This window comes from Pseudomonas sp. DG56-2, from assembly GCF_004803755.1.
Taxonomy (GTDB): Bacteria; Pseudomonadota; Gammaproteobacteria; order Pseudomonadales; family Pseudomonadaceae; genus Aquipseudomonas; species Aquipseudomonas auratipiscis.
The window spans coordinates 870050-887766 of sequence record NZ_CP032311.1 but is presented as its reverse complement, the minus strand read 5'-3'; the positions used below and the strand labels follow the sequence as shown (position 1 = coordinate 887766).

28 protein-coding genes are annotated in these 17717 nt (G+C 61.0%); 1 reads left to right on the top strand and 27 read right to left on the bottom strand.

Annotation, left to right across the window (positions count from 1 at the left end):
* Positions 1-2: 2 nt before the first annotated feature.
* The 27 genes from D3Z90_RS04235 to D3Z90_RS04105 all read right to left on the bottom strand — a co-directional run bounded on the left by D3Z90_RS04235 (position 3) and on the right by D3Z90_RS04105 (position 16927).
* Complete coding sequence (locus D3Z90_RS04235; protein ID WP_136474551.1) at positions 3-473, bottom strand: hypothetical protein; 471 nt, start codon at positions 471-473, stop codon at positions 3-5.
* Entirely contained in the window at positions 473-916 is a 444-nt protein-coding gene (locus D3Z90_RS04230) for a hypothetical protein (RefSeq protein WP_256658323.1), read from the bottom strand. The genes D3Z90_RS04235 and D3Z90_RS04230 overlap by 1 nt, the downstream gene beginning before the upstream one ends.
* A 1-nt stretch (position 917) precedes the next feature.
* Positions 918-3242 (bottom strand): hypothetical protein, encoded by a 2325-nt coding sequence (locus D3Z90_RS04225; protein ID WP_136474549.1) that lies wholly within the window; start codon positions 3240-3242, stop codon positions 918-920.
* The gene (locus tag D3Z90_RS04220; protein WP_136474548.1) at positions 3239-3874 is read right to left on the bottom strand and encodes a hypothetical protein; all 636 of its coding nucleotides are present in this window, start codon (positions 3872-3874) and stop codon (positions 3239-3241) included. The genes D3Z90_RS04225 and D3Z90_RS04220 overlap by 4 nt, the downstream gene beginning before the upstream one ends.
* 54 nt (positions 3875-3928) lie before the next feature.
* Positions 3929-4369 (bottom strand): hypothetical protein, encoded by a 441-nt coding sequence (locus tag D3Z90_RS04215; protein ID WP_136474547.1) that lies wholly within the window; start codon positions 4367-4369, stop codon positions 3929-3931.
* Between the two features lie 9 nt (positions 4370-4378).
* Positions 4379-4825, bottom strand: coding sequence for a Bbp16 family capsid cement protein (locus tag D3Z90_RS04210; RefSeq protein ID WP_136474546.1), 447 nt, complete (start codon positions 4823-4825; stop codon positions 4379-4381).
* A 39-nt stretch (positions 4826-4864) separates the two neighbouring features.
* The gene (locus D3Z90_RS04205) at positions 4865-5857 is read right to left on the bottom strand and encodes a major capsid protein (protein WP_136474545.1); all 993 of its coding nucleotides are present in this window, start codon (positions 5855-5857) and stop codon (positions 4865-4867) included.
* A 10-nt stretch (positions 5858-5867) separates the two neighbouring features.
* The gene (locus D3Z90_RS04200) at positions 5868-6548 is read right to left on the bottom strand and encodes a hypothetical protein (protein ID WP_136474544.1); all 681 of its coding nucleotides are present in this window, start codon (positions 6546-6548) and stop codon (positions 5868-5870) included.
* Positions 6545-6901 carry a Gp49 family protein gene (locus tag D3Z90_RS04195; protein WP_136474543.1) on the bottom strand — a complete coding sequence of 119 codons (357 nt, stop codon included), beginning with the start codon at positions 6899-6901 and terminating at the stop codon, positions 6545-6547. Before D3Z90_RS04195 ends, D3Z90_RS04200 begins: the two co-directional genes overlap by 4 nt.
* 2 nt (positions 6902-6903) lie before the next feature.
* Positions 6904-7203: a hypothetical protein gene (locus tag D3Z90_RS04190; protein ID WP_136474542.1), complete on the bottom strand. Its 300-nt coding sequence runs from the start codon at positions 7201-7203 to the stop codon at positions 6904-6906.
* Positions 7204-8898 (bottom strand): portal protein, encoded by a 1695-nt coding sequence (locus D3Z90_RS04185; RefSeq protein WP_136474541.1) that lies wholly within the window; start codon positions 8896-8898, stop codon positions 7204-7206.
* A gap of 2 nt (positions 8899-8900) precedes the next feature.
* Positions 8901-9164 (bottom strand): hypothetical protein, encoded by a 264-nt coding sequence (locus tag D3Z90_RS04180; RefSeq protein WP_136474540.1) that lies wholly within the window; start codon positions 9162-9164, stop codon positions 8901-8903.
* An 11-nt stretch (positions 9165-9175) separates the two neighbouring features.
* Complete coding sequence (locus D3Z90_RS04175; protein ID WP_136474539.1) at positions 9176-10633, bottom strand: terminase large subunit domain-containing protein; 1458 nt, start codon at positions 10631-10633, stop codon at positions 9176-9178.
* A complete protein-coding gene (locus tag D3Z90_RS04170; RefSeq protein ID WP_136474538.1) occupies positions 10593-11099 on the bottom strand; it encodes a terminase small subunit in 507 nt (168 codons plus the stop codon). The genes D3Z90_RS04175 and D3Z90_RS04170 overlap by 41 nt, the downstream gene beginning before the upstream one ends.
* A gap of 6 nt (positions 11100-11105) precedes the next feature.
* Positions 11106-11357: a hypothetical protein gene (locus D3Z90_RS04165; protein WP_136474537.1), complete on the bottom strand. Its 252-nt coding sequence runs from the start codon at positions 11355-11357 to the stop codon at positions 11106-11108.
* Positions 11354-11803, bottom strand: a complete 450-nt coding sequence (locus D3Z90_RS04160; RefSeq protein WP_136474536.1) for a lysis system i-spanin subunit Rz — start codon at positions 11801-11803, stop codon at positions 11354-11356. The genes D3Z90_RS04165 and D3Z90_RS04160 overlap by 4 nt, the downstream gene beginning before the upstream one ends.
* 4 nt (positions 11804-11807) lie before the next feature.
* Positions 11808-12035: a hypothetical protein gene (locus D3Z90_RS04155; protein ID WP_136474535.1), complete on the bottom strand. Its 228-nt coding sequence runs from the start codon at positions 12033-12035 to the stop codon at positions 11808-11810.
* Complete coding sequence (locus tag D3Z90_RS04150; protein WP_136474534.1) at positions 12032-12541, bottom strand: glycoside hydrolase family protein; 510 nt, start codon at positions 12539-12541, stop codon at positions 12032-12034. Before D3Z90_RS04150 ends, D3Z90_RS04155 begins: the two co-directional genes overlap by 4 nt.
* Positions 12528-12821: a holin gene (locus D3Z90_RS04145; RefSeq protein ID WP_136474533.1), complete on the bottom strand. Its 294-nt coding sequence runs from the start codon at positions 12819-12821 to the stop codon at positions 12528-12530. Before D3Z90_RS04145 ends, D3Z90_RS04150 begins: the two co-directional genes overlap by 14 nt.
* A 174-nt stretch (positions 12822-12995) precedes the next feature.
* Positions 12996-13463 (bottom strand): gas vesicle accessory protein GvpU, encoded by a 468-nt coding sequence (gvpU, locus tag D3Z90_RS04140; RefSeq protein ID WP_136474532.1) that lies wholly within the window; start codon positions 13461-13463, stop codon positions 12996-12998.
* Positions 13464-13562: 99 nt separating this feature from the next.
* On the bottom strand, positions 13563-14192 hold the full coding sequence (locus D3Z90_RS04135) for a hypothetical protein (RefSeq protein ID WP_136474531.1): 630 nt from the start codon (positions 14190-14192) through the stop codon (positions 13563-13565).
* Between the two features lie 43 nt (positions 14193-14235).
* Positions 14236-14676, bottom strand: a complete 441-nt coding sequence (locus tag D3Z90_RS04130; RefSeq protein WP_136474530.1) for a RusA family crossover junction endodeoxyribonuclease — start codon at positions 14674-14676, stop codon at positions 14236-14238.
* Complete coding sequence (locus D3Z90_RS04125; RefSeq protein WP_136474529.1) at positions 14673-14963, bottom strand: hypothetical protein; 291 nt, start codon at positions 14961-14963, stop codon at positions 14673-14675. Before D3Z90_RS04125 ends, D3Z90_RS04130 begins: the two co-directional genes overlap by 4 nt.
* Positions 14960-15517: a hypothetical protein gene (locus tag D3Z90_RS04120; RefSeq protein ID WP_256658322.1), complete on the bottom strand. Its 558-nt coding sequence runs from the start codon at positions 15515-15517 to the stop codon at positions 14960-14962. The genes D3Z90_RS04125 and D3Z90_RS04120 overlap by 4 nt, the downstream gene beginning before the upstream one ends.
* Positions 15474-16439: a DnaT-like ssDNA-binding domain-containing protein gene (locus D3Z90_RS04115; protein WP_136474527.1), complete on the bottom strand. Its 966-nt coding sequence runs from the start codon at positions 16437-16439 to the stop codon at positions 15474-15476. Before D3Z90_RS04115 ends, D3Z90_RS04120 begins: the two co-directional genes overlap by 44 nt.
* A gap of 3 nt (positions 16440-16442) precedes the next feature.
* On the bottom strand, positions 16443-16700 hold the full coding sequence (locus tag D3Z90_RS04110; protein ID WP_256658321.1) for a CII family transcriptional regulator: 258 nt from the start codon (positions 16698-16700) through the stop codon (positions 16443-16445).
* A 53-nt stretch (positions 16701-16753) separates the two neighbouring features.
* Positions 16754-16927: a Cro/CI family transcriptional regulator gene (locus D3Z90_RS04105; protein ID WP_136474525.1), complete on the bottom strand. Its 174-nt coding sequence runs from the start codon at positions 16925-16927 to the stop codon at positions 16754-16756.
* Positions 16928-17035: 108 nt separating this feature from the next.
* On the opposite strand from D3Z90_RS04105, the gene D3Z90_RS04100 reads away from it, so the two are divergent.
* Complete coding sequence (locus D3Z90_RS04100; RefSeq protein ID WP_136474524.1) at positions 17036-17707, top strand: S24 family peptidase; 672 nt, start codon at positions 17036-17038, stop codon at positions 17705-17707.
* Positions 17708-17717 lie beyond the last annotated feature (10 nt).

The following is a 17717-nucleotide window of genomic DNA, read 5'->3' as shown; positions in this document are numbered from 1 at the left end:
GGCTAGCCTCTCTGGTACATGTTGTAAGCCTGCCCGCCGCCAGTCAGCAGCGAACCAAACGCATTGAGACGGCTAGTGCGGAAATTCGCCTTCGCCTGACGAACTTCCTCATTGCCCTGGGTGACAAGCCCCATCGCCTGCTTGTAAGCATTCACACGCAACTGACCGGCATCCTGGCGGGCAAGGTCTATGGTGCCCTGCTCGATCCGGCCGGCTGAGCCCTGCCCCACCGCCACGCCATTGGCCGCGAAACCGGTGCGCTGGCTGGCGGCCGTCTGGCGGCCCTGCTCGTTTGCCATATCGGCAGCGAAGTCGCCCTGGTTGATTACGCCGCGCGCCTGGTCGTTCAGGTAACGCTGCTGGCGATTGGCGGCCTTCACCGCGTCTTTACCCTGCTGGATCTGGGAATACGCGCTGAGTATCCCCCCGCCGGCGGCAGCTGCCGGGCCGATTACTGGTGCTGCTGCGCCCATTACAGCCCCCTCAATGTCATTGGGTGGAACAGTTCACCGTTGATCCCGTAGGGAACGGCGTCATGCATGTGGAAACCGAGCCAGCGCAGCCAGCGCAAGGCCTTGGTGTAGCGGGCATCGGTGTAATTGATCAGCACCTGGTAACGCTGGCGCATGGCAGCGACCTCACGGTCGCACTCGATCAGGAAGGAACGGTGGTGCCGGTCGATTGCCGTGGTGCTGATGAGCCATGGCACGCCGGTCTGGTCATCGATCCTGATGTCACCAAACATGGCGACCACGCGCCCATCAACCACATAGGCCAGGGGCCTCACGCTTCGCTCAACCGAGTAGCGCAACTCCTGCTCGACGGTCAGCCCACGGATGGCTTCGAACTCCAGCCGATCGGCCATGCGCGCATTGGCCACCGTCATCTCGATCAGCCGGTCATCAGCCGGCAGCATTTCAGCCACCCGACTGGACATTGGGCATGACCCCCAGAATGGTGAGCGGCAATGGGTCCGATTGGCGTATGAACAAGCGCCCGTAGTTATCCCACTGGCACTGGATCTCCATCTCGGCCCGGCCGGTCAGCAGCTCGATCGGCTCACCATAGTCCTCGTCGGCGCGCTGCTTGAACTCGTCCAGGTGGTCGGCGTCCGGGCCTGCGAAGATGCCGCGACTTTCCTGGCAGATCACCACCACCTGGTTGATGCGCTTCTTGCTGCCCAAGAAGGCCTGGTTGTTCTGCAGGGTAATGTCCAGGGTTTCGAAGTCGGCGGTGATCGGCAGACCGATGTGCGCCACCAGGGTCGGGCTGTCCAGCGTAATGGCTCCACCTGTGACTACCTGCTGCGGAATAACGTTGCCATCGCCCAGGATGCTCACGGTCTTGCCTTCCAGGTGAGCAAGGCCGCTGACCACAGATGCCGCCAGCCCCCAGCGGGTCGCAGATACGCCGCGCAGCGAATCAGGCACCACGGACTGTGGCTCTACCGTAACGACGGTTGCCGAGACAAACGCGGTGATCTTCACGGTCAGTACGTCGCCAATGGCGTATTCACTGCCCCCGCCGTACAGGATCACGCTGCGGCCAACCATGCCGGCATCAAAGGTTGAAGCGGAAACGGTCAGCGTCAGCGGGTTCGGGTATTGCCATGTGGTTCCGCCGCTCAGCACAGCGGTACCGGTGCGTCGGCCGTCATAGGTCAGCCCGCAATCCACGAAGAAAGCCCGGTCGAACCAGTAATCGCCGCTGCCGAACTTGGTCAGTTGCCGGGTGGACATGCGCTCGATGTAGCGCTTGGTGGAATCGTTGATGGTTCGCTTGACGATCAGGTACAGGGCGTCCTCGTCGTTCTCCGGTACCGAGGCCACCGACTCGACCTGCCCATCGGTGTCGTGCCAGTGCCAGGCATAGACCTGCTGATCAGGCAGGAAGGTGAAGCCCAGCAGCATGCCGTCGTTGCGAACCATCCACAGAATGCCGTTGGGCTGCAGGGTGAATGCCATGTCTTGAATGGTGAAGCCGCGCAGCAGGTGCGACGACAGCACGCTCACGTCCTGCGGCTGGAAGCCGTCCGAGACGTAGTTGTAGGCCAGCGTTGACAACTTTCCGCCGCGGGCCTGGATGTAAAGCGCCGTGTTGGCATAGATGGCCGGCGGCACGTCGCTGGTACCGAAGTAGCTCTGCTCGATGGCAGACACGTTGGCGGCAGTGACCCCGGAATCGGTCGAGCCGGTGATGGCGATCTCTGCGCCGGAGGTCATGGCCAGCAACTCGCGCAGTGATACCAGGTGGCGGATCTGGTTGACCTGGCGACTGGCGATGACGAACTCGATACCGTCATCGTCCTTGTTCGGGTCGGAATAGCCGAAGTTGTGGAAGTCGCCTGTGCGCGACATCCAGACAGTCTGCGGGTTGGCCTTGCTGGCCGCGAACACCATGCGCTGCTGGTAGTAGCCCACCACTGAAGGATTGTTGCTATCGGCGAACGGGTTGTACGCGATGGGTACGGTGTTGTCGGTTTCGGGGGTTATGTTGATGTCGGTGAAGGTAGTGCCGGTGGCCTGGCCGATGAAGCCGAACACCCCGGAAGATTTGTTCTTGTAGATGTTGTAGTGGTCGGCGCCGGCTGATGCCGTCCAGCTCAGGCTTGCCCCGGGCTTGTTGTCGAAGCTGTTCACGGTGGCCGTGTTGCTGGCGTTCGACTCGACGGAGCCCTCGGAAATGCTGCTGACAGCGGTCACCTTGTACTGATACTCGGTGGTGTCGCCAGAGCCGCCAGAGCGTGCAGATGCCGTCAGACCCGTAGGAGCGGCGATGCCTGGCTCAAACACGATGGCCGTCAAGGTCCAGTTGGTTGGGCCAAGGCGCGATAGCTCGCGGGGCGGGTGATCAGGGTGGACGATGGTAAGCACGTCGGCCGACTGGGTGAACTTGAGGTCCGCCAGCTGCGCTGCTGTATACGGCGAAACGATCTCATACGGCAGCCCCCCGCTCACAACCTGGCCACCCATGCTGATGAAGCGGATGTACAGGTTGCCGAACTCGAGGATGTAGGTCTGCTCGGTCGAGAACTGGAACGGGATCAGCCGGGACTTTGCCGCGCTGTTCTTGGTCTCGACGATGTAGCGCATGCCGGATCGGTTCTGCGCCCCGCCCTCTGGCAGCACCTGGTAGTTGCGGCAGGTCTTGAGCGCGGTGTAGTAGCGGCCCAGGTCAACCCGGGCGTAGGTGGCTGGCGACACTTCGCCAGCGCTGAAGGACGGCTGGATAACTTCAGTCATGCCCCGCGCCCCGTGATGAAGGTGGATTCGCGCTGGTACTGGGTGGTGCCCTCATTGAGCGCGGTGGCAGCGGCCTCCAGCACAGTGGCCTTGTACTGGGCGTAGCAGGCGCTGGCGGTGCCGGCGTCCTTGGCCAGCGGCCCGGCGATCTCGCTGGCCAGGTACCAGGCCAAGGCTGACACGAAGATCGGGTCGAACAGCTCAGGTGATGTGACCTTGAGCGTGTATTCCAGGGTGGCCGGGCTCACACTGGTGCTGATGAGGCGCTGGCTCGACCCGTTGACCACACGGAACGGGATGCGCGGCAGCTCTGGCATGTAGCACTCGTAGCTAACCGGGATAGCGCCATGCGGCCAGCCAGGATTGACGATTCGACGCACGCGCATGCAATCGTTCGGCACGGCGTAGGCGTACTGAAAATCTGGGTTCGGGTTGTCAGCCACCTCGGCGAGCTGGACAAAAGCCGTGGCGAAGCCCCAGTCGCAGTCGGCACGCAGCACAAAGTCACGGCTGCTCTCGTAGAACTGCTTGCAGATTCGGGCTGGCTGGCTGTTTTCCTCCAGGTCATCGATACGGGTGCCGTTACCGATGCGGAAGATGGCCATGTTGCAAATATCAATCACCGAGGACATTGAAAGCTGACTCCATGAAAAAGGGCCCCGAAGGGCCCTTGGTGGGTTGCTGACTCAGGCGTCCGGGCCGTCGTCGTCATCGTCATCGGTGTTGTCACCATCTTCACCTGCTCCGCCGTCCTGGCTGCCGGTGCCAGTGGTGGTCTCTTCAGGCTTCACGTACGGTTCGCCGCCGGCGTTCAGGCGATCAGCCTCTGCCTGGGCCTCTTCCTTGCTGGCGCCGATGAAGTCGCTGAACCACTCACCTTTGGCATCTATGACGCGCCAGCGGGTTCCACCGTTGAACTTGCCGGCGTAGCCCAGGGACTGCTTGGCCTGGCTGCCGGTGCCAGTGGTGGTCGATGCCTGGGCCTTGCCGGATGGCTTCCAGCCCTGGGGCTGCATCCATTTGCCCAGGTGGCTTTCGCTTTGGATATCGAACGGCTGGCCACCGGCCTCAGGTGGGTCTTGGATCTTCCCGCCGTAGTAGCCGCGTTCAAGTGCGATAACTTTCATGGTCGCTCCTTAAACGATGGTAAAGCCGCTGGCGTAGTAGGCGGTGTCCTGGACATCTTTGACCAGGCCAGCCCAGAACGTGCCAGCAGTGAGTGGGCCGGTGCCAACGGTGTAGTTGACGCGGAGGTAGCGACGGACGCCGCGCGGGACCGCAACGGCCACCGGGCGCTTGCCGGCTGCCATGTCGGCCAGTGCGGTGGCGCCGGAGTCGAACAGGGTGACCCAGGTGGCGTTGTCGTCACTGGTCTGCAGCTGGAAGTTGACGGTGGCAGCACCAGCAGCGGCGGCGGCAACCAGAACAGCGATGACCAGATACAGCGGCTCACCGGCGCCGATGTCGCGGCGGGTGTTTCCGTGGGTCAGCGGGCCCAGGTCGAGAACGTCGGTCGATGCCGCCGTCGCGGTGACTGTCTGGCCAGTCAAACCGCTGAACAGGTTCAGCTTGTCGGTGATCATGGGATTTCTCCGGAGAAGGGTTTGGCTGGGAAGAGCCGGTCAGATGACCGGCGACTCAGTGTTGAGCAGCGCGTCACAAGTACGGAAAGGCACGCCGCGCAGGCTGGTGATGAACTCACCGTCGTATTCCTGGATCTTGAGACGGACGTTGTTCTTGTTCATCGCCTGGATGTCCAGGCATTCGGCGATGGTGCGGTTCATGTAGAACGCGGCACGACCCATGCGCAGGTTCGGGATGCGGTGCACCGCACGCACCATCGCTTCGATCAACTTCACGGTGCTGCCGTTGGTGTCGGCCACAAGGTCGCTGATGTCGATGTTGCAAATGCGAACGGCGTAGCGCCAGTCGCGCAGGGCCGCACCGGTTTCCCACTTGTAGTGGTCGCGGTAGGCGCGGAAGACCTTGCCAGTACCGTCGTCTACCAGCTCGATGCCCATGTCGTTGTGGTCTAGACCGGCTTTCGAGCCCTTCGGGAAGATCCCGTGCACGGTCTGGTCACCCCACACCACCAGCCACACCGAGGTGTTGTCTGAGCCGGATCCTCCCATCTTGATGATGTTCTGACCGTTCTTCGCGGTGCTGTCGCTGTAACGTGGCGCCAGGCCCAGTGGCTTGGCCGGCTCCAGCGCGCTGTTGGAGTAGAACAGTGCGGTGGCCATGTCCTGGTTCATGCCCTCGATGAAGGCGGCGTTCTCGGACAGGCGGAAGGCTGCGGTGTTGCCGTTGAGGTCTGCCAGCTTCTCGTCGACAACGCCCAGGTTTTCCAGCAGCGCGCAGGTCTCGTCGACCTGAACGGTGGTGGACTTGCCACGGGCGATACCGGCGTTCAGCGCACGCCAGGTACCGGATGGCAGGCCGGTACGCATGGTGGTGCGGTGACCGGTCGCCAGGTTGCCTTCCAGCCACAGCATGTCGGTCAGGATTTCATTGGTCTGGTTCAGCATCTCGATGATGCGCGCCGGCTTGCTATCCGGATCCTGGCGCTTGGCCCAGTCGGCCAGCGTCAGCGCAGTGTTGGCGATAACGGCCATGATTTACTCCTCAGGATTTTCCGTAGAAGACTTCTTCGTTGGACTTACGGGTGGTATTGCCGGAACCGCTATGCAGCTGGCCCTCGGCCAGCTGCTGGCCGATCCGGTGGAAGAGCCGAACAACTTCGGGATGGGAGCCCAGGCCGGACTCCTTGAGCATCGTGCTCAGCTCGGGGGTACCGAACTGGGCCAGGGCTTTCTGTGCAACGCCTACGTTGGCGTCGAAGTTGGCGCCCCCAAAGGTTGCGTCCTCGCGCAGGGATTTCTCCCAGCCAGTGACCAGGCCTTGGCGCTGTTCCAGGCCGGCTTGCTCGGCAGCCAGGGCGCGCTTGGCGTCAAAGGCGACTAGCTTGTCTGCCTGCTCCTGGGTCAGGTTGAGTTCCTTGAACAGCGGGCTGACCTCGGCCAACTGCTGGTCGCTCATTGCGTAACCTTCGGGGAGCTCCTTGAAGGCGTAGGCTTCGGGCACAACGGGCTTCTGAGCCTGCTCGCCCTCGCCTTCCTGCTTTTGGCTCTGCTGCTGACCTTCCTGCTGTTGCTGCTGGCCTTGCGCAGCCTGTTCGCCGCCGAGGATGTTGCTTTGCGGCTCGGCAGAGGTCGCGGCAGCGGCTACCCCACCCCCCGGGCCGCCATCGGCGTCGGCTTCGTTCATGAGGAAGTGGCCGAGACGACCGTGGATGAAGAGGTTCATGCTTCACCCCCAGCCAGCTTGCTGCGCAGCTCATAGCCCATCAGCGACCACACCTTGGCAACGGCGTTCTCGCGGGCAATGCGCTTACCGATCTCAGCGTCGAAGTTCTGCGGGCTGGCACAAGCGCTTTCACCGGACACTGTGAAGCCGTTGCGAAGAACCAGAACGCAGAATGTCAGCAGGCGCAATGGATGGTCTGCAGGTACTGGCGGCTGCACATCGTTTGGCACTACACCTGTGGCGGCATTGATGTACCACTCACTTTCGATATTCAGTTCGATGTCAGCTGGACGGATGCGCGGAGCATTGAGTCCTTTGACCTGAATTTCTTGCTCGATTACTTTGTCGTTCATGGTCATTCCTCGCTTTTGACCGTGGTGTTTTCCGCGACCATCACCTGGTACAGGTGCGGACACAGGGTGTTGATGCGCTCCAGCAGGCTTAGGCCGTGCTGGCGGCGACCTTCGTTGAAGGCCATCGGAATTGGTTTCGGGTCGTAGACCGGGTGGAATACGCGGGCGGCCTCAAGCTGCATCCAGACCAGGCGCCGGCCCCGGGGATCAGCCATCTGCCACTTGAAGTCCAGGGCTGCCTGCTCTTGCTCCAGGCGTGCGGCGTCCTCCCGCTTCTGCAGGATCTCGGCGTCTTCGAACATTTAGGCTCCCAGCATCTGCCCCAGGACGTTATCCGGGGTGACTTCGGTTTCGGACAGGAGTTTGGCCCCCTGGATGGCGGCGCCCATGGCCTGCTGGGCTTGCTGGGCCTGTTGCTGCTGGGCGCGCTGCTCGCGGATGACGGTAACCTCGTCGGCGCCACGGACCACGGTTGGCACCACGCCAATGGCGTCGGCGTATTCCTCGATCAGTTGGTCGGAGTTGACCTTGTCCAGCACCTCAGGGAATGCCCCGGACAGATTGCCGGCCAGGGTCGCGAACCGCTCCAGGCCCAGCACGTTCTGAGACTTCTGAGCCTGAGCCAGGATCGACACGTACTCGGCCTGGATCTCGCTGTTGGCCTCGATAAGCTCTTGGGGTGGTGGTGGCAGCAACGGGTCGCCATCGATGATTCCGGCCCAGATCGGGATCGACTGACGTAGCATGATGTTGAAGGTGCGGTCGATCAGCGGGTCGAGCAACTCATCGTTGATACGCTCAAGCACCGGCCCCAGCATCAGCATCTTCTCTTCCTTTCGGGCCGCGATCTCGGTGGCGGTGCGCACGGTGTCGAGCTGGCTGACCATCAGGAACAGGTCGACGAAGAACGCTTCGTTGATCCGTCCTTCGTGCTCCTGGATCTTCGCCTGGATGGGCGACAGCCACGCCGCATTGGGCTGGTAGATCGGCGCCATCTGGTTCTGGCCGCCAACCATGGGGACGTAGGTCACGCCACCCGGAATGGTGCTGCTGGGCTGCCCACGCAGTTCGGCCGGAGCCTGCAGCGGCGGGTTTGCCCCGGTCTCGGTCATGCGGGCCGCCTGGCGCTCGTACAGCTGCAGGGCCTTCACGTCGCCGAGACAGATGCGACCAGGTCCATTGCCGTATGCATCGCCCGGAAGCGACTCCCAGCGGAAAGCCATGGCAGGGAATTCGTGGTAGCCCTTGTCCTCCAGAACCTGGTCGCCAGGCGCACCCACCTCCCAGGTCATAGCGCTAAATGGCAGGTTCTGGCTGCCTGCCCGGCCAGGGTTGGAGTTCATGTTGAGCTCTACGCGCTGGACGCACTTCACGAACTTGTCGCCGTTGTTGTTCTCGTACATCGCCTTGGATGTAGGGCAGAGCGCCTCAACTCCGAATTTCTCGGCCAGTTGATTCACAGTCCATTCGAACTCGCGGTAGATCGCATTAACCTTGCCATCCGCCCCGTTCGACAGGTAGTACTCGCCCCAGGTGAAAGCCTCGCAACGGATCACGGTGCCAGGGTGTTCATCAACCCAGATGCACCCAGTGCCGAAAGTGGCCCCCTCCTGGTAGCAGGTAGGCAGCACCTGGTACAGGTTCGAGCGCAGGAACACGTCGCGCATGCGCTGGGTGCACTCGTAGAACCACGATTTGACCGGGCCGAACTCCATGATGGCCCTGGCCACGGGAGCCAGGTTGAACCATGGGCGTGCCGGCGAGGTGATTCCGCTCATCATCCCGGACGAGGTGGTGCGACTGGCCATGGTGGCTCGGTTGTTGATGATCTTGTTATTGCGTCGATCGCCACGATTGGTGTTGTCGCACATCACTCGGGAGCGCATGGGCAGGATGAAGTCGGAGATCTCCTTTGCATTGGTATCCCAGGATGAACGCTCGTTCTTCAACGCTGACAGCCGCTTCTCGGCCAGCTTGCGTGGGCTGTCGGTGGCCATGGTTATTGCCCCAGCAAGGTCTTGGTGGCGGTCGGTGCTGCTGCCGCGTTGGCTCCGCCCAGGATGGTCGAGGAGATGCCGGCAGCCTTAGCGCGGCGGCGCTTGTCAGCGGCATTGCCCTCGGCGTCGGCGGTCGACACTTCGCTACCCTTCACCTCATCGGCGGCGGTGGTGTTGGTCTTCGGGGTGTCGAAGCTGTCGCCGAGCACTGCATCGCTCAGCCCGAGCGTTGCAACGTTGGCCGCCTGTTTGATTGCTCCGCCCATGGGATGAGTCCTCAGTTGAATGGGTCGTAATGGGATTGGTGGGTTCCGTGCATTATTGGCTTGCACTGGAACCGCTGACGCGCAAAGCGCCGCATCATGTAGGCGTATCGAGCAGCTGACAGGATGTCGTCCTGAAGCTTGACGATCCGGCCCTTCTCATCGCGGTGGTAGTTCATCTTCTCTTCGAAGAAGCCGCTGAGATGGCTGAACACCTTCCAGCGGCCGGTGGTCATGCGCTCGTACATCTGGACCAGGCCAGCTTCCACGCCTACGCCGCCCTCAGGCCATGTGGCGTGCTCCGGCAACATGTTCCAGCCCGCATCGACGTAGGCCTTCTTCTGCTCGTCGCCCGAAGACTTCTCGGACTGCAGGCCGTCACTTGGCCAGGCGGTGGGCACGTGCTGCGCCCAGGACTTGACCGATCCCCAGGCGGTGACCGGGGTGACCCTCGACTGCTTCCAGGCATGGGCGACGTAGATAACGTCCGCCTCCATGTCGATCCACAGCTGTACGTGCGCCTGCGGGTGATCCCAACCGAAGTCCGTGCCGTTGATGACCCAGAAGTGATCGGGGCATGGGAACGGCGCGCACTTGATGTCGTCGTCGCTGAAATCGAAGATCAGGCCGGTACCGAGCAATGGTTCGCCTCGCGTACGCATGTCGCGCTGCCAGGCCGGGTATGCGGCAAGTAGCTCGCGACGCGTCTTTTCGGAAAGGTGCGGTGCGTCATCCCAGGTGGCGCGCTGCATGTACTGGCCTTCGCCCGGATCATCCATGAACTTGACGACCAGTTCGGTTCGCCCGTTCTCTGGGGTGAAGGTCAGGATCCCCCGCCCGCCTCGTCCTCGGTCGCCTGTGGCTGTCCGGGTGATGACCTGCGGGTAGATCTCTTTGTCTTCGGGCTCTTCGTCGATGTGGTACCAGTCGACGCTGTCACCCATGATTGCGTGCTGACCCTGGCTGTAGGACCAGAACTGCACAGTGGCTATGTCGCCCGAGGCGTGCCGCACGCGGACTTCGCGCATCGCACCGCTGGTGCCGGTGGCAGATCGCCAATCGACAATGCGGTCGGCCGGGATCAGGCCGCCTGTCCACTGCCCTACCTGGAGACGACCAAATAGAGGCGTCTGGAGCAGGTCGCGGGTCTTCTCCATCGAGAAACCCAGCAGCCAGCACAGCGGCGCGCCCTCGAAGCGGTGGCCCTCCCAATCATCCGGATAGTCGCCCAGCAGGTGCACAGCGTCGATCGTCAGGCCGGTGCGGGTCTTGCCCACCCGGTTTGCCGCCATGAGCATGCACGAAGAGAACTCCGCGGTTGCCCTGACGAACTTAAGCTGCCATTCGTAGAGCGATTCGAACTGCAGCAAGTACTGGCGCTGCGCGTTACGCCGCTTTCGCTCCTCCAGCAGCGCAAGCAGCTCATGCTTTTCAGCCCTGGTTGCCGGAGAGCTTGGCGATACGGCGTTCAAGTTCTTCGTCCGTCATGTCCGTGAAGTTGATGTCCCCGGTGTGGTTCACCTGCTCCCGGAACGCATTGACGTTGACGTGCTTACCGATCAGCTCAAGCGCACGCAACTTGTCGTGGAACTTGACCTTGCCGGTCTTCATGTCCACTTCCTTGACCATCTGGCGCCAGATCAGGGGCCACTGCCGGACAGGCAACAGTTTGCCGTCTAGGTCGAAGATGTCAGCCAGGTCGAGCTGGTCAATCTCGGTGAGCCGCTGGAGTACGTAATCGGCATCGACCTGCAGGCGCTTGCTGCGCTCGTCCATAGCCTTGTTGATCGATTCCTGGATCTCAGACTTCTTCATGAGCTGGTAGGCCTGCTCCCTGGCCCTTGCTGCTGCATATCCGGCCCTGATAGCCGCTTGCGTTGCGTTCAGGTCGACCAGGTACTCGACGACGAAGCGCTGCTGCTTGGCGGTTAGGGCCATGGTGGATTACTCGCCGGTGGCGGCCGGGGCTACAACCTCGCCGCTGGTGGTTTCTTCAGCGCTCGGAGCGCTGGTGCTATCAGCGCTGGAGTCAGCAACAACGGCCTGCACCTGACGCATCCAGGCGAACTTGGGGAAGATCGCCACGACGACGCCCGCCGATGCGTACAGAGTCAGCCCGTTCGAGTCGAGGACGTGGGTAACAGCTTCGATGCGATGGACCTGTCCGTCAGTGTCCTTGATTTCGTACTGGGTCATTGCACTGCTCCAGGGCAGGCCGTGCGGACGTAGTCCTGCAGGGCGTTCAGTTGGCGGATGGCGTCGTCACCGTCGTTGGCGATGACGACAATTCGTTCAGCAGCCGCTGGGTCAAGTTCGGCTCGCGCTTCTGCATGATCCAGGCCGGGGGCGGAAGATCCTGCGGCACAGCTGGTGGCGAGAATTGACAGCCGGCGCTTGCCAGCAGCGACATCAGCACGAAGGCTGGCATTGGTCTGGTTCGCACGTTCGCGCTCCTGGGTGTGCTGGGTGTCAAGTTCGGCCAGCAGCTTGATGGTGTTGCGGCGGGACTCGGAGGCGGCCTCAAGGGTTTCGATCTTGCCGATGGCCTGCTCGAGCTGAGTTGTCTGACGCTCGATTTTTTGCCAGCCGGCGTACATGACGACGCCGCAAGCCAGCAGGCCTGCAATCAGATAGTTGGTCATCGGATCACCTCTTGTACCAGGTCAGCTCGAAGTAACGGGCTTCTGGCGGCACTTCCGCGATAGGCCAGCGCAGGCAATCCATGTGCTTGCGCTCTGGCCGTGTGCGGCTCAGCCGAAGCGTCTGAACCAAGTAAGCGGAGCCGGCAGCGGTGGTGATGAAGTCACCGACCGCAATGCCATCGGCTCCATCGACGTACAGCTTGCAGGGCGTGTACAGCGGCTTCCTGCTCATTGCGCGCCCATGCACTTGGCGTGGCGATTGAGCTGGCGTTGCCAGACGCCCCAGCAGCGCTTGTTGCCCGGGGTCGAGCAGTCGTAGCCGGCGGCGAACTTGTACTTGAGCAAGTCGTTGCAGGCCTGGGCGTAGTTGCCGGCCAGCAGATCGCGGCGAGGCGAGCCCGCGCGCCAGGTGCCAATCCCGTACTGGCCAACGAAGTCCATGTACAGATCGAACTCTTCCTGGTGCAGCTTCACGCCCGGCAGGCTGGCGGCGAACTGTTTCTCGGCCTGGCTGTTCAGGGTGCGGGCCAGCACCTCTGCGCGCTGGCGGGTGATGGTGTCACCCATCTTCACGGGCGTGCCGTCTTCCCACCTGGTGGAGCCGTGGCCGATGGTTGGAATGTCGCCCTTGGTGGGGATGACGGCCGTGTCGGTGAACCCTTCGTTGGCCTGCCATGCGAGGAAGCCCGAGGCGCTGAGGGTCAGCAGGCCCGCAGCGATGCGCTTACGGACGTTCAACTTCGCGCCGCTCAAGGTAGTACGAGATACGGGCAGCGCTCTCAGCAGCCTCGCGCATCTCCTGCGACTGGCGCAGGGCAATGTCACGCTGTTCCTGCCGCCAGCGGAACCATGTGTTCACCAGGAAGCCCAGCGCCGCTATCACGACGCCGGCAACGCCGATCCAATTGACCTGGGTCAGCCATCCGGCCACCCCAGTTGTCGCACCGACGAGCATGCCCTTGTTCGCCACGGAGGCGCCGACTGCTTCAACGATGCCTTCCGGTGCGTTTGTGGGCATGTGCTTACTCCTTGCTGGGGCTTTCATGTGGCCTCCAGAAACACGAAACCCCGCTCGGTGGCGGGGTCTGGAATGAAATCGTGGGCAACAAAAAACCCGCTCAATGGCGGGTTTCTTTGGTTTGGGTGCTGCTTGTCACAGTGGGTAAATCATGCCGAAACCCGCACATTTCTGTCAAGCGGGAGAAAAGCACCCCAGATTGAAGCTACTCACCGAGGAAATCTTTCCTCTCCAGAGTACGCCCTTCGCTGGCATTGGATTCTGACCGGGCGCATAGAACTGAGCCTCTTTCAGATGAATGAACTGGAAGTTTGAGTCAGGCTTATCATTAGCTGGGATTGGCTCGCCGAGGGATGTGATCATTTTTCGGACCAAGTCTTCACTCTCCCCAGCCCAAGGGCCTGCAAATTGGTTAGCGAACTCTTTGAAATATGTTTCATGGGAGATCACAGTACCAGAGACAATCCCGGCAGGCGTATGAAGGGTTATGCCAAACGTGAGACTCATATCGTTTGCCCAGCGCGCCAGATCTTGTAGAAACCAATCGATTCCTCTACCTCGCCAAGTTTTCTCAAGCTCACCTTTGGCTTTTGCATACTGCTCGATAGTAAGGCCTTCATCCTTTTGAACTTCACTTTCCATGCTGCATTCCTGATTGCTGAGTGACTATTGAGCATAACGCAGCATGAAGGCACGAAGACATCACAAGCTTGTGACCAATTATCTGAGAAATTCCATCGCCTACGCCGCCTCCCGCTCTTCACTGAGTACACGCCCAACCGGGCTCAAGCAAATACCATCAATAATCCCAGCCTGATCGAACATCAGTTGCACCAGCCAGCCCCACTGCCGGGACCAGTTTCGGCTGTCCAGTTCAAGCCCGTGATTGTCGGCCAGCCACTCCCGGAACACCCACTGGGCAGCCATCGGGTCCGGGTTAGCGCCCATGCCGCCCTGCACCATGTGCCGGTACCGGACCAGGACGCCGCGGGCAACCCACCACTCGCGGCTGTACGGCCTGCAGGTCCGCTTCTCCCCGCGCCGCTCCAGTTCCAGGTGAACGTGCCCGGCCAGCTTTGCCAGCGCCACTTCCTCCCAGTTGTTCGACACCTCGGTCGTGATGACGGGGGCATACAGGTGGTGACCGAACTGCTGGTAATCCATGGGAAGGCTGGCAATGGCATTCTGCACTCGCCCAGCCAGCGCCATGTGGGCGCACTTGCCAATGTTCTCCCAACGCTCAGGCCGGGTCTCATTCGCCACGTAACCGCGCTTACCCAGCTTCGCCCCTTCCAGGCCGTGGTGCATCACGCTGTCCCAGGGTGTGTAGTAACAATCGTGCCACGCCAAACGAGCGCTCCCGAGTTTCATACTGCCCCCTTGCGTAGTTCTGCGTAGTTCGTTGCGTTGCGGGTCACGCGGCCTCCTGCAGCTGGACAATCCGCACATGCACGCCTGGGGTTTCGCCGTAGCGCTTGCGCTTGAACACGTCCACTACCTGCACATCGTCTTTCCAGACAACGCCATTGATTGCGTCGAAGATCGCCTTCTCGACGTTATCCACATCGGGCTTCTTAATCGGGAAGATGTCGCCTGCCAGGGCCATGGCTTTCCGCTTTTTCGACATGGATTGAGGGATGCTTACGATGATCCGCATTTCGACCATGACAGCGCCCTGCAGCAGCTCGCGGCCCTGCATGACAGTTTGAGCGGCCAGCGCTACAACGCCTTCGTAGGCAACGGTCTTCTGTGGCGTGAACATGCGGGAGTGCTGCCCAACCTTGCCTATACGCGGGCGACCCTTGCCTTGCGGTTCACCAGGAACGCGGAAACTCACCGGACTCAGGTCACTCATGCTTCACCCCCGCCCATGACCATCCGGAGCGTGAGTGCGTGGCAGCCACGGCAGGTATTGCCGACCATGGCGTCGAAGCGAAACACGCGCTTGCAGCCTGCGCAGGTGGTCGGGGCGCCAGCAGGCTTGTCGGCCAGGAACTTGAAGCCAGCCGCCTGGCGGGTTTTAGAGCACTTGTCGTGACGCCCCTTGTTGCGTGGCTTGTCGCACACATCGCAGATCACGCTCATCTGCCGGACCTGAGGATCGACGCCGCGGGAGTAGCGGACATTGGGTTCGTAGTTCATGCGGGCCTCCGGATGCCCATCTTGGCCAGCAGCAGAGCGCGTGCAGCCTTTGGGTCTGTTGGTATGTTCTGTGCGGCCATCAGGTCGCGTGCTTCCTGGTGCGATGCGGCCAGTTGCACTTGGCGTGGCGTCTTGGATTCGTGGCCAATCCCCGCAGGGATCTTTCCGTCCAAGGGCTGAGCGTTCTGTGCGCGACGCTGGACGATGGCGTAGTTGCGTTCGAAGTTTTGGCGCAGGGCCTTGTCGCTGTGCTTGGCGGTACGCAGATCAAACGCGCCAGTGGCTTCGGCTGCGACCTTCACGGCTTCATGGCTGTACTTGCCGATCAGTGCCTCAGTCCAGGCTTGATCCATCGTTGGCATGCCGGGCACTTGCAGGCACATGCCGCGAAATACGTTCCCTGGAGGTGGCCAGTCGAACTCAGCTGCACGATCGATCAGCTGTTGCAGTCCACCAGCGAGCTGACGGCCAGTCAGTCCACCGAGGATCTTTGCCCAGCTGTGATCCAGGTCAGCTGATTCGCCGAAACTCGACGTCCAGCGGTGGCCGTACATCTCCGACATCTTCAACCACAGCTTGTCCAGCAGCGGCTGAGGCAGCTTGTTCTCGTTGTTGTCGCTCGGCGATTGCTGCGCGGACGCGGCCGGGTGCTGAACGATCTTGGCGCTGGTATCCACCGCTTTGCCCATCAGGTCCGTGACCCCTGGTGCGTTTCGAATTGGCGTTTGCTTTGGAAGATCCATGGGTGTACCCCCCGGCCTGGGCCTGGCGTATGTGGTGTTTCAGGTGGCTGACGAGTTGTTGCTCCCACTGGGCCTGGGTCTGCTCGCGTTCTGGGCGGACGTGCCAGTAGGTGCGGAAAGCGGCCAATATCTCCGGCGTCAGCGCATTGGCTGAAACGGAGTTGGCGAAGGCGAAGGCCTTGAAGGTTTTGAGCTCTGGCTCCCAGTCGGTCAGCGGCATGGCGAAAGCCCCGCGCGCGTTACCAGTACTAGTGCTTTTAACGGATAACGGAGGTGTGCCCACTTTCGGCGTTTCATACCCTCCGGCTTTGGATGGGTCTACTTGGTCGAAAGCCCCGGATTCATTAGGGTTTGATGGTGTTTCAGGTCTGCCCGCTTCATCTGCCCACTTGATGCCCACTTTATTTGGGGCGGACTTATCCCGTGTCGCCAGAAGCAGGGGGAAAACGAGGCGCCTTTCGGCTTGGTTTGGGCCTATCAGGCCGGCTTTTTCAAGCCATACGGCAGCGCGTCTGAGTTCTTTTTCGGAGGGATCGCCGCCTTTGATGCCCTGGTGTGGCTCGATGTACAGCTCTTCGGCGATGGACTTCCATGATACACCACGTTTCACGCCAACCAGGCCGGTGCTGTAGTCCATGAACGGACGCAAGCCGAAGACGTAGATCATCCGCGCCATGTGCGGCAGGCCGCGCAGGGCCTCTATCTCGTCAACATTGATCTGGAAGGCAGGCACGGCCTATTCCTCGTCCAGCTGGTCGACGTGCTGCACATGCTCCATCCAGCGCTTGGCCTGATGAAGGATCGCCTCGATGTCGCGCTGGTTGAAGCAGCGCATCTCCATCGGAACAATTTTCAAGTCCAACACTGACAATATCTCGGCGAACTGCTGGAACTTCTCAGGCTTCATGCGGCTGATGGTTGCCTCATCGCAACCGACTGCAAGCGCAACCGGGCCATTGCCGACCGATGCAAGCCGCTGCATGAGAACGGCCATGTTCTTGCGGGACCTTACAAGTTGGTCCTGGCTTAATTGAGTTGTAGACATGGTCAAGCCACCTTCTGATCAGCCTTCAGCTTGTTCTTGCTGATGACCTGGATCTGAAATTGGCGGATTGCTGGGATGTCTGAACCCCATTGAGTGACGGCGCTCGGGCGGATTCCCAAGGCCTCGGCAAGCTTTGTCTTGGAGCCGAAATACTTAACGGCATCGTCGATGTTCATTGCGAATCCTCGCGTGGCAATGGGCAGATTTAAGCACCCTTAAATACACTACGCAACAAGCCATCGAGATTTCCACTCACTTAAATTAAGCCAACTTAATATATCCTCATGAATAGACCAGAACGAATTGCCCGCGCCATACAGGCCAGCGGGAAGTCAAAAAGCGAAATCGCCAAGCTATGCGATGTCGCTCCATCGGCTGTGACACAGTGGATTAATGGCGAGAGCAAGACGCTGAAGGCCGAAAGCGTTTTCGCCCTGGCGAAGGCAACGGGTTACCGGGCCGAGTGGTTGACCTTTGGCACTGGGCCTGAGCGAGAAGATGCCCAGACGACTGGCGAACCTGACGAAGAGGACTACGCAGTGATTCCCCAATACACTGCCAAGGGCTCATCCGGTAATGGATACCTCAATGACCATGTAGAGATCACTGGCGGCCTGGCCTTCAAACGCGACTGGCTCAAGCGCATGTCGCTGAATGCCGAAAACCTACGAGTCATCTACAACCAGGGCGACAGCAATTGGCCGACACTGAGCGACGGCGAGGTGCTGCTTGTCGATGTGTCCCGGCGCGACCCAGGCAACGGAAACATGTACGCCCTGTACGATCCAGACAGCGAGATCATCATCAAGCGCCTGATCCGCGACCTCACTGGCGGATGGCTGATACGCTCGGACAACCAGGACAAGATGCGTTACCCGGATATGCCGATCAGCGACCAGGGCATGCAGGATGTGGAAATCATAGGTCGCGTAGTTTGGCGCGGCGGCGGAATCTAAATAGGAGCAT

What these genes read in the sequence shown, in the direction of transcription:
- D3Z90_RS04120 (WP_256658322.1), bottom strand. Translation starts at nt 15,517, where the DNA reads ATGTACGGCCACCGCTGGACGTCGAGTTTCGGCGAATCAGCTGACCTG.
- D3Z90_RS04180 (WP_136474540.1), bottom strand. Translation starts at nt 9,164, where the DNA reads ATGGGCGGAGCAATCAAACAGGCGGCCAACGTTGCAACGCTCGGGCTG.
- D3Z90_RS04230 (WP_256658323.1), bottom strand. Translation starts at nt 916, where the DNA reads ATGCTGCCGGCTGATGACCGGCTGATCGAGATGACGGTGGCCAATGCG.
- D3Z90_RS04170 (WP_136474538.1), bottom strand. Translation starts at nt 11,099, where the DNA reads ATGGCCCTAACCGCCAAGCAGCAGCGCTTCGTCGTCGAGTACCTGGTC.
- D3Z90_RS04215 (WP_136474547.1), bottom strand. Translation starts at nt 4,369, where the DNA reads ATGAAAGTTATCGCACTTGAACGCGGCTACTACGGCGGGAAGATCCAA.
- D3Z90_RS04205 (WP_136474545.1), bottom strand. Translation starts at nt 5,857, where the DNA reads ATGGCCGTTATCGCCAACACTGCGCTGACGCTGGCCGACTGGGCCAAG.
- D3Z90_RS04110 (WP_256658321.1), bottom strand. Translation starts at nt 16,700, where the DNA reads ATGGCCGTTCTCATGCAGCGGCTTGCATCGGTCGGCAATGGCCCGGTT.
- D3Z90_RS04210 (WP_136474546.1), bottom strand. Translation starts at nt 4,825, where the DNA reads ATGATCACCGACAAGCTGAACCTGTTCAGCGGTTTGACTGGCCAGACA.
- D3Z90_RS04190 (WP_136474542.1), bottom strand. Translation starts at nt 7,203, where the DNA reads ATGTTCGAAGACGCCGAGATCCTGCAGAAGCGGGAGGACGCCGCACGC.
- D3Z90_RS04160 (WP_136474536.1), bottom strand. Translation starts at nt 11,803, where the DNA reads ATGACCAACTATCTGATTGCAGGCCTGCTGGCTTGCGGCGTCGTCATG.
- D3Z90_RS04155 (WP_136474535.1), bottom strand. Translation starts at nt 12,035, where the DNA reads ATGAGCAGGAAGCCGCTGTACACGCCCTGCAAGCTGTACGTCGATGGA.
- D3Z90_RS04125 (WP_136474529.1), bottom strand. Translation starts at nt 14,963, where the DNA reads ATGAACTACGAACCCAATGTCCGCTACTCCCGCGGCGTCGATCCTCAG.
- D3Z90_RS04220 (WP_136474548.1), bottom strand. Translation starts at nt 3,874, where the DNA reads ATGTCCTCGGTGATTGATATTTGCAACATGGCCATCTTCCGCATCGGT.
- D3Z90_RS04200 (WP_136474544.1), bottom strand. Translation starts at nt 6,548, where the DNA reads ATGAACCTCTTCATCCACGGTCGTCTCGGCCACTTCCTCATGAACGAA.
- D3Z90_RS04235 (WP_136474551.1), bottom strand. Translation starts at nt 473, where the DNA reads ATGGGCGCAGCAGCACCAGTAATCGGCCCGGCAGCTGCCGCCGGCGGG.
- D3Z90_RS04135 (WP_136474531.1), bottom strand. Translation starts at nt 14,192, where the DNA reads ATGAAACTCGGGAGCGCTCGTTTGGCGTGGCACGATTGTTACTACACA.
- D3Z90_RS04165 (WP_136474537.1), bottom strand. Translation starts at nt 11,357, where the DNA reads ATGACCCAGTACGAAATCAAGGACACTGACGGACAGGTCCATCGCATC.
- D3Z90_RS04185 (WP_136474541.1), bottom strand. Translation starts at nt 8,898, where the DNA reads ATGGCCACCGACAGCCCACGCAAGCTGGCCGAGAAGCGGCTGTCAGCG.
- D3Z90_RS04130 (WP_136474530.1), bottom strand. Translation starts at nt 14,676, where the DNA reads ATGAGTGACCTGAGTCCGGTGAGTTTCCGCGTTCCTGGTGAACCGCAA.
- D3Z90_RS04195 (WP_136474543.1), bottom strand. Translation starts at nt 6,901, where the DNA reads ATGAACGACAAAGTAATCGAGCAAGAAATTCAGGTCAAAGGACTCAAT.
- D3Z90_RS04145 (WP_136474533.1), bottom strand. Translation starts at nt 12,821, where the DNA reads ATGCCCACAAACGCACCGGAAGGCATCGTTGAAGCAGTCGGCGCCTCC.
- D3Z90_RS04105 (WP_136474525.1), bottom strand. Translation starts at nt 16,927, where the DNA reads ATGAACATCGACGATGCCGTTAAGTATTTCGGCTCCAAGACAAAGCTT.
- D3Z90_RS04100 (WP_136474524.1), top strand. Translation starts at nt 17,036, where the DNA reads ATGAATAGACCAGAACGAATTGCCCGCGCCATACAGGCCAGCGGGAAG.
- gvpU (WP_136474532.1), bottom strand. Translation starts at nt 13,463, where the DNA reads ATGGAAAGTGAAGTTCAAAAGGATGAAGGCCTTACTATCGAGCAGTAT.
- D3Z90_RS04225 (WP_136474549.1), bottom strand. Translation starts at nt 3,242, where the DNA reads ATGACTGAAGTTATCCAGCCGTCCTTCAGCGCTGGCGAAGTGTCGCCA.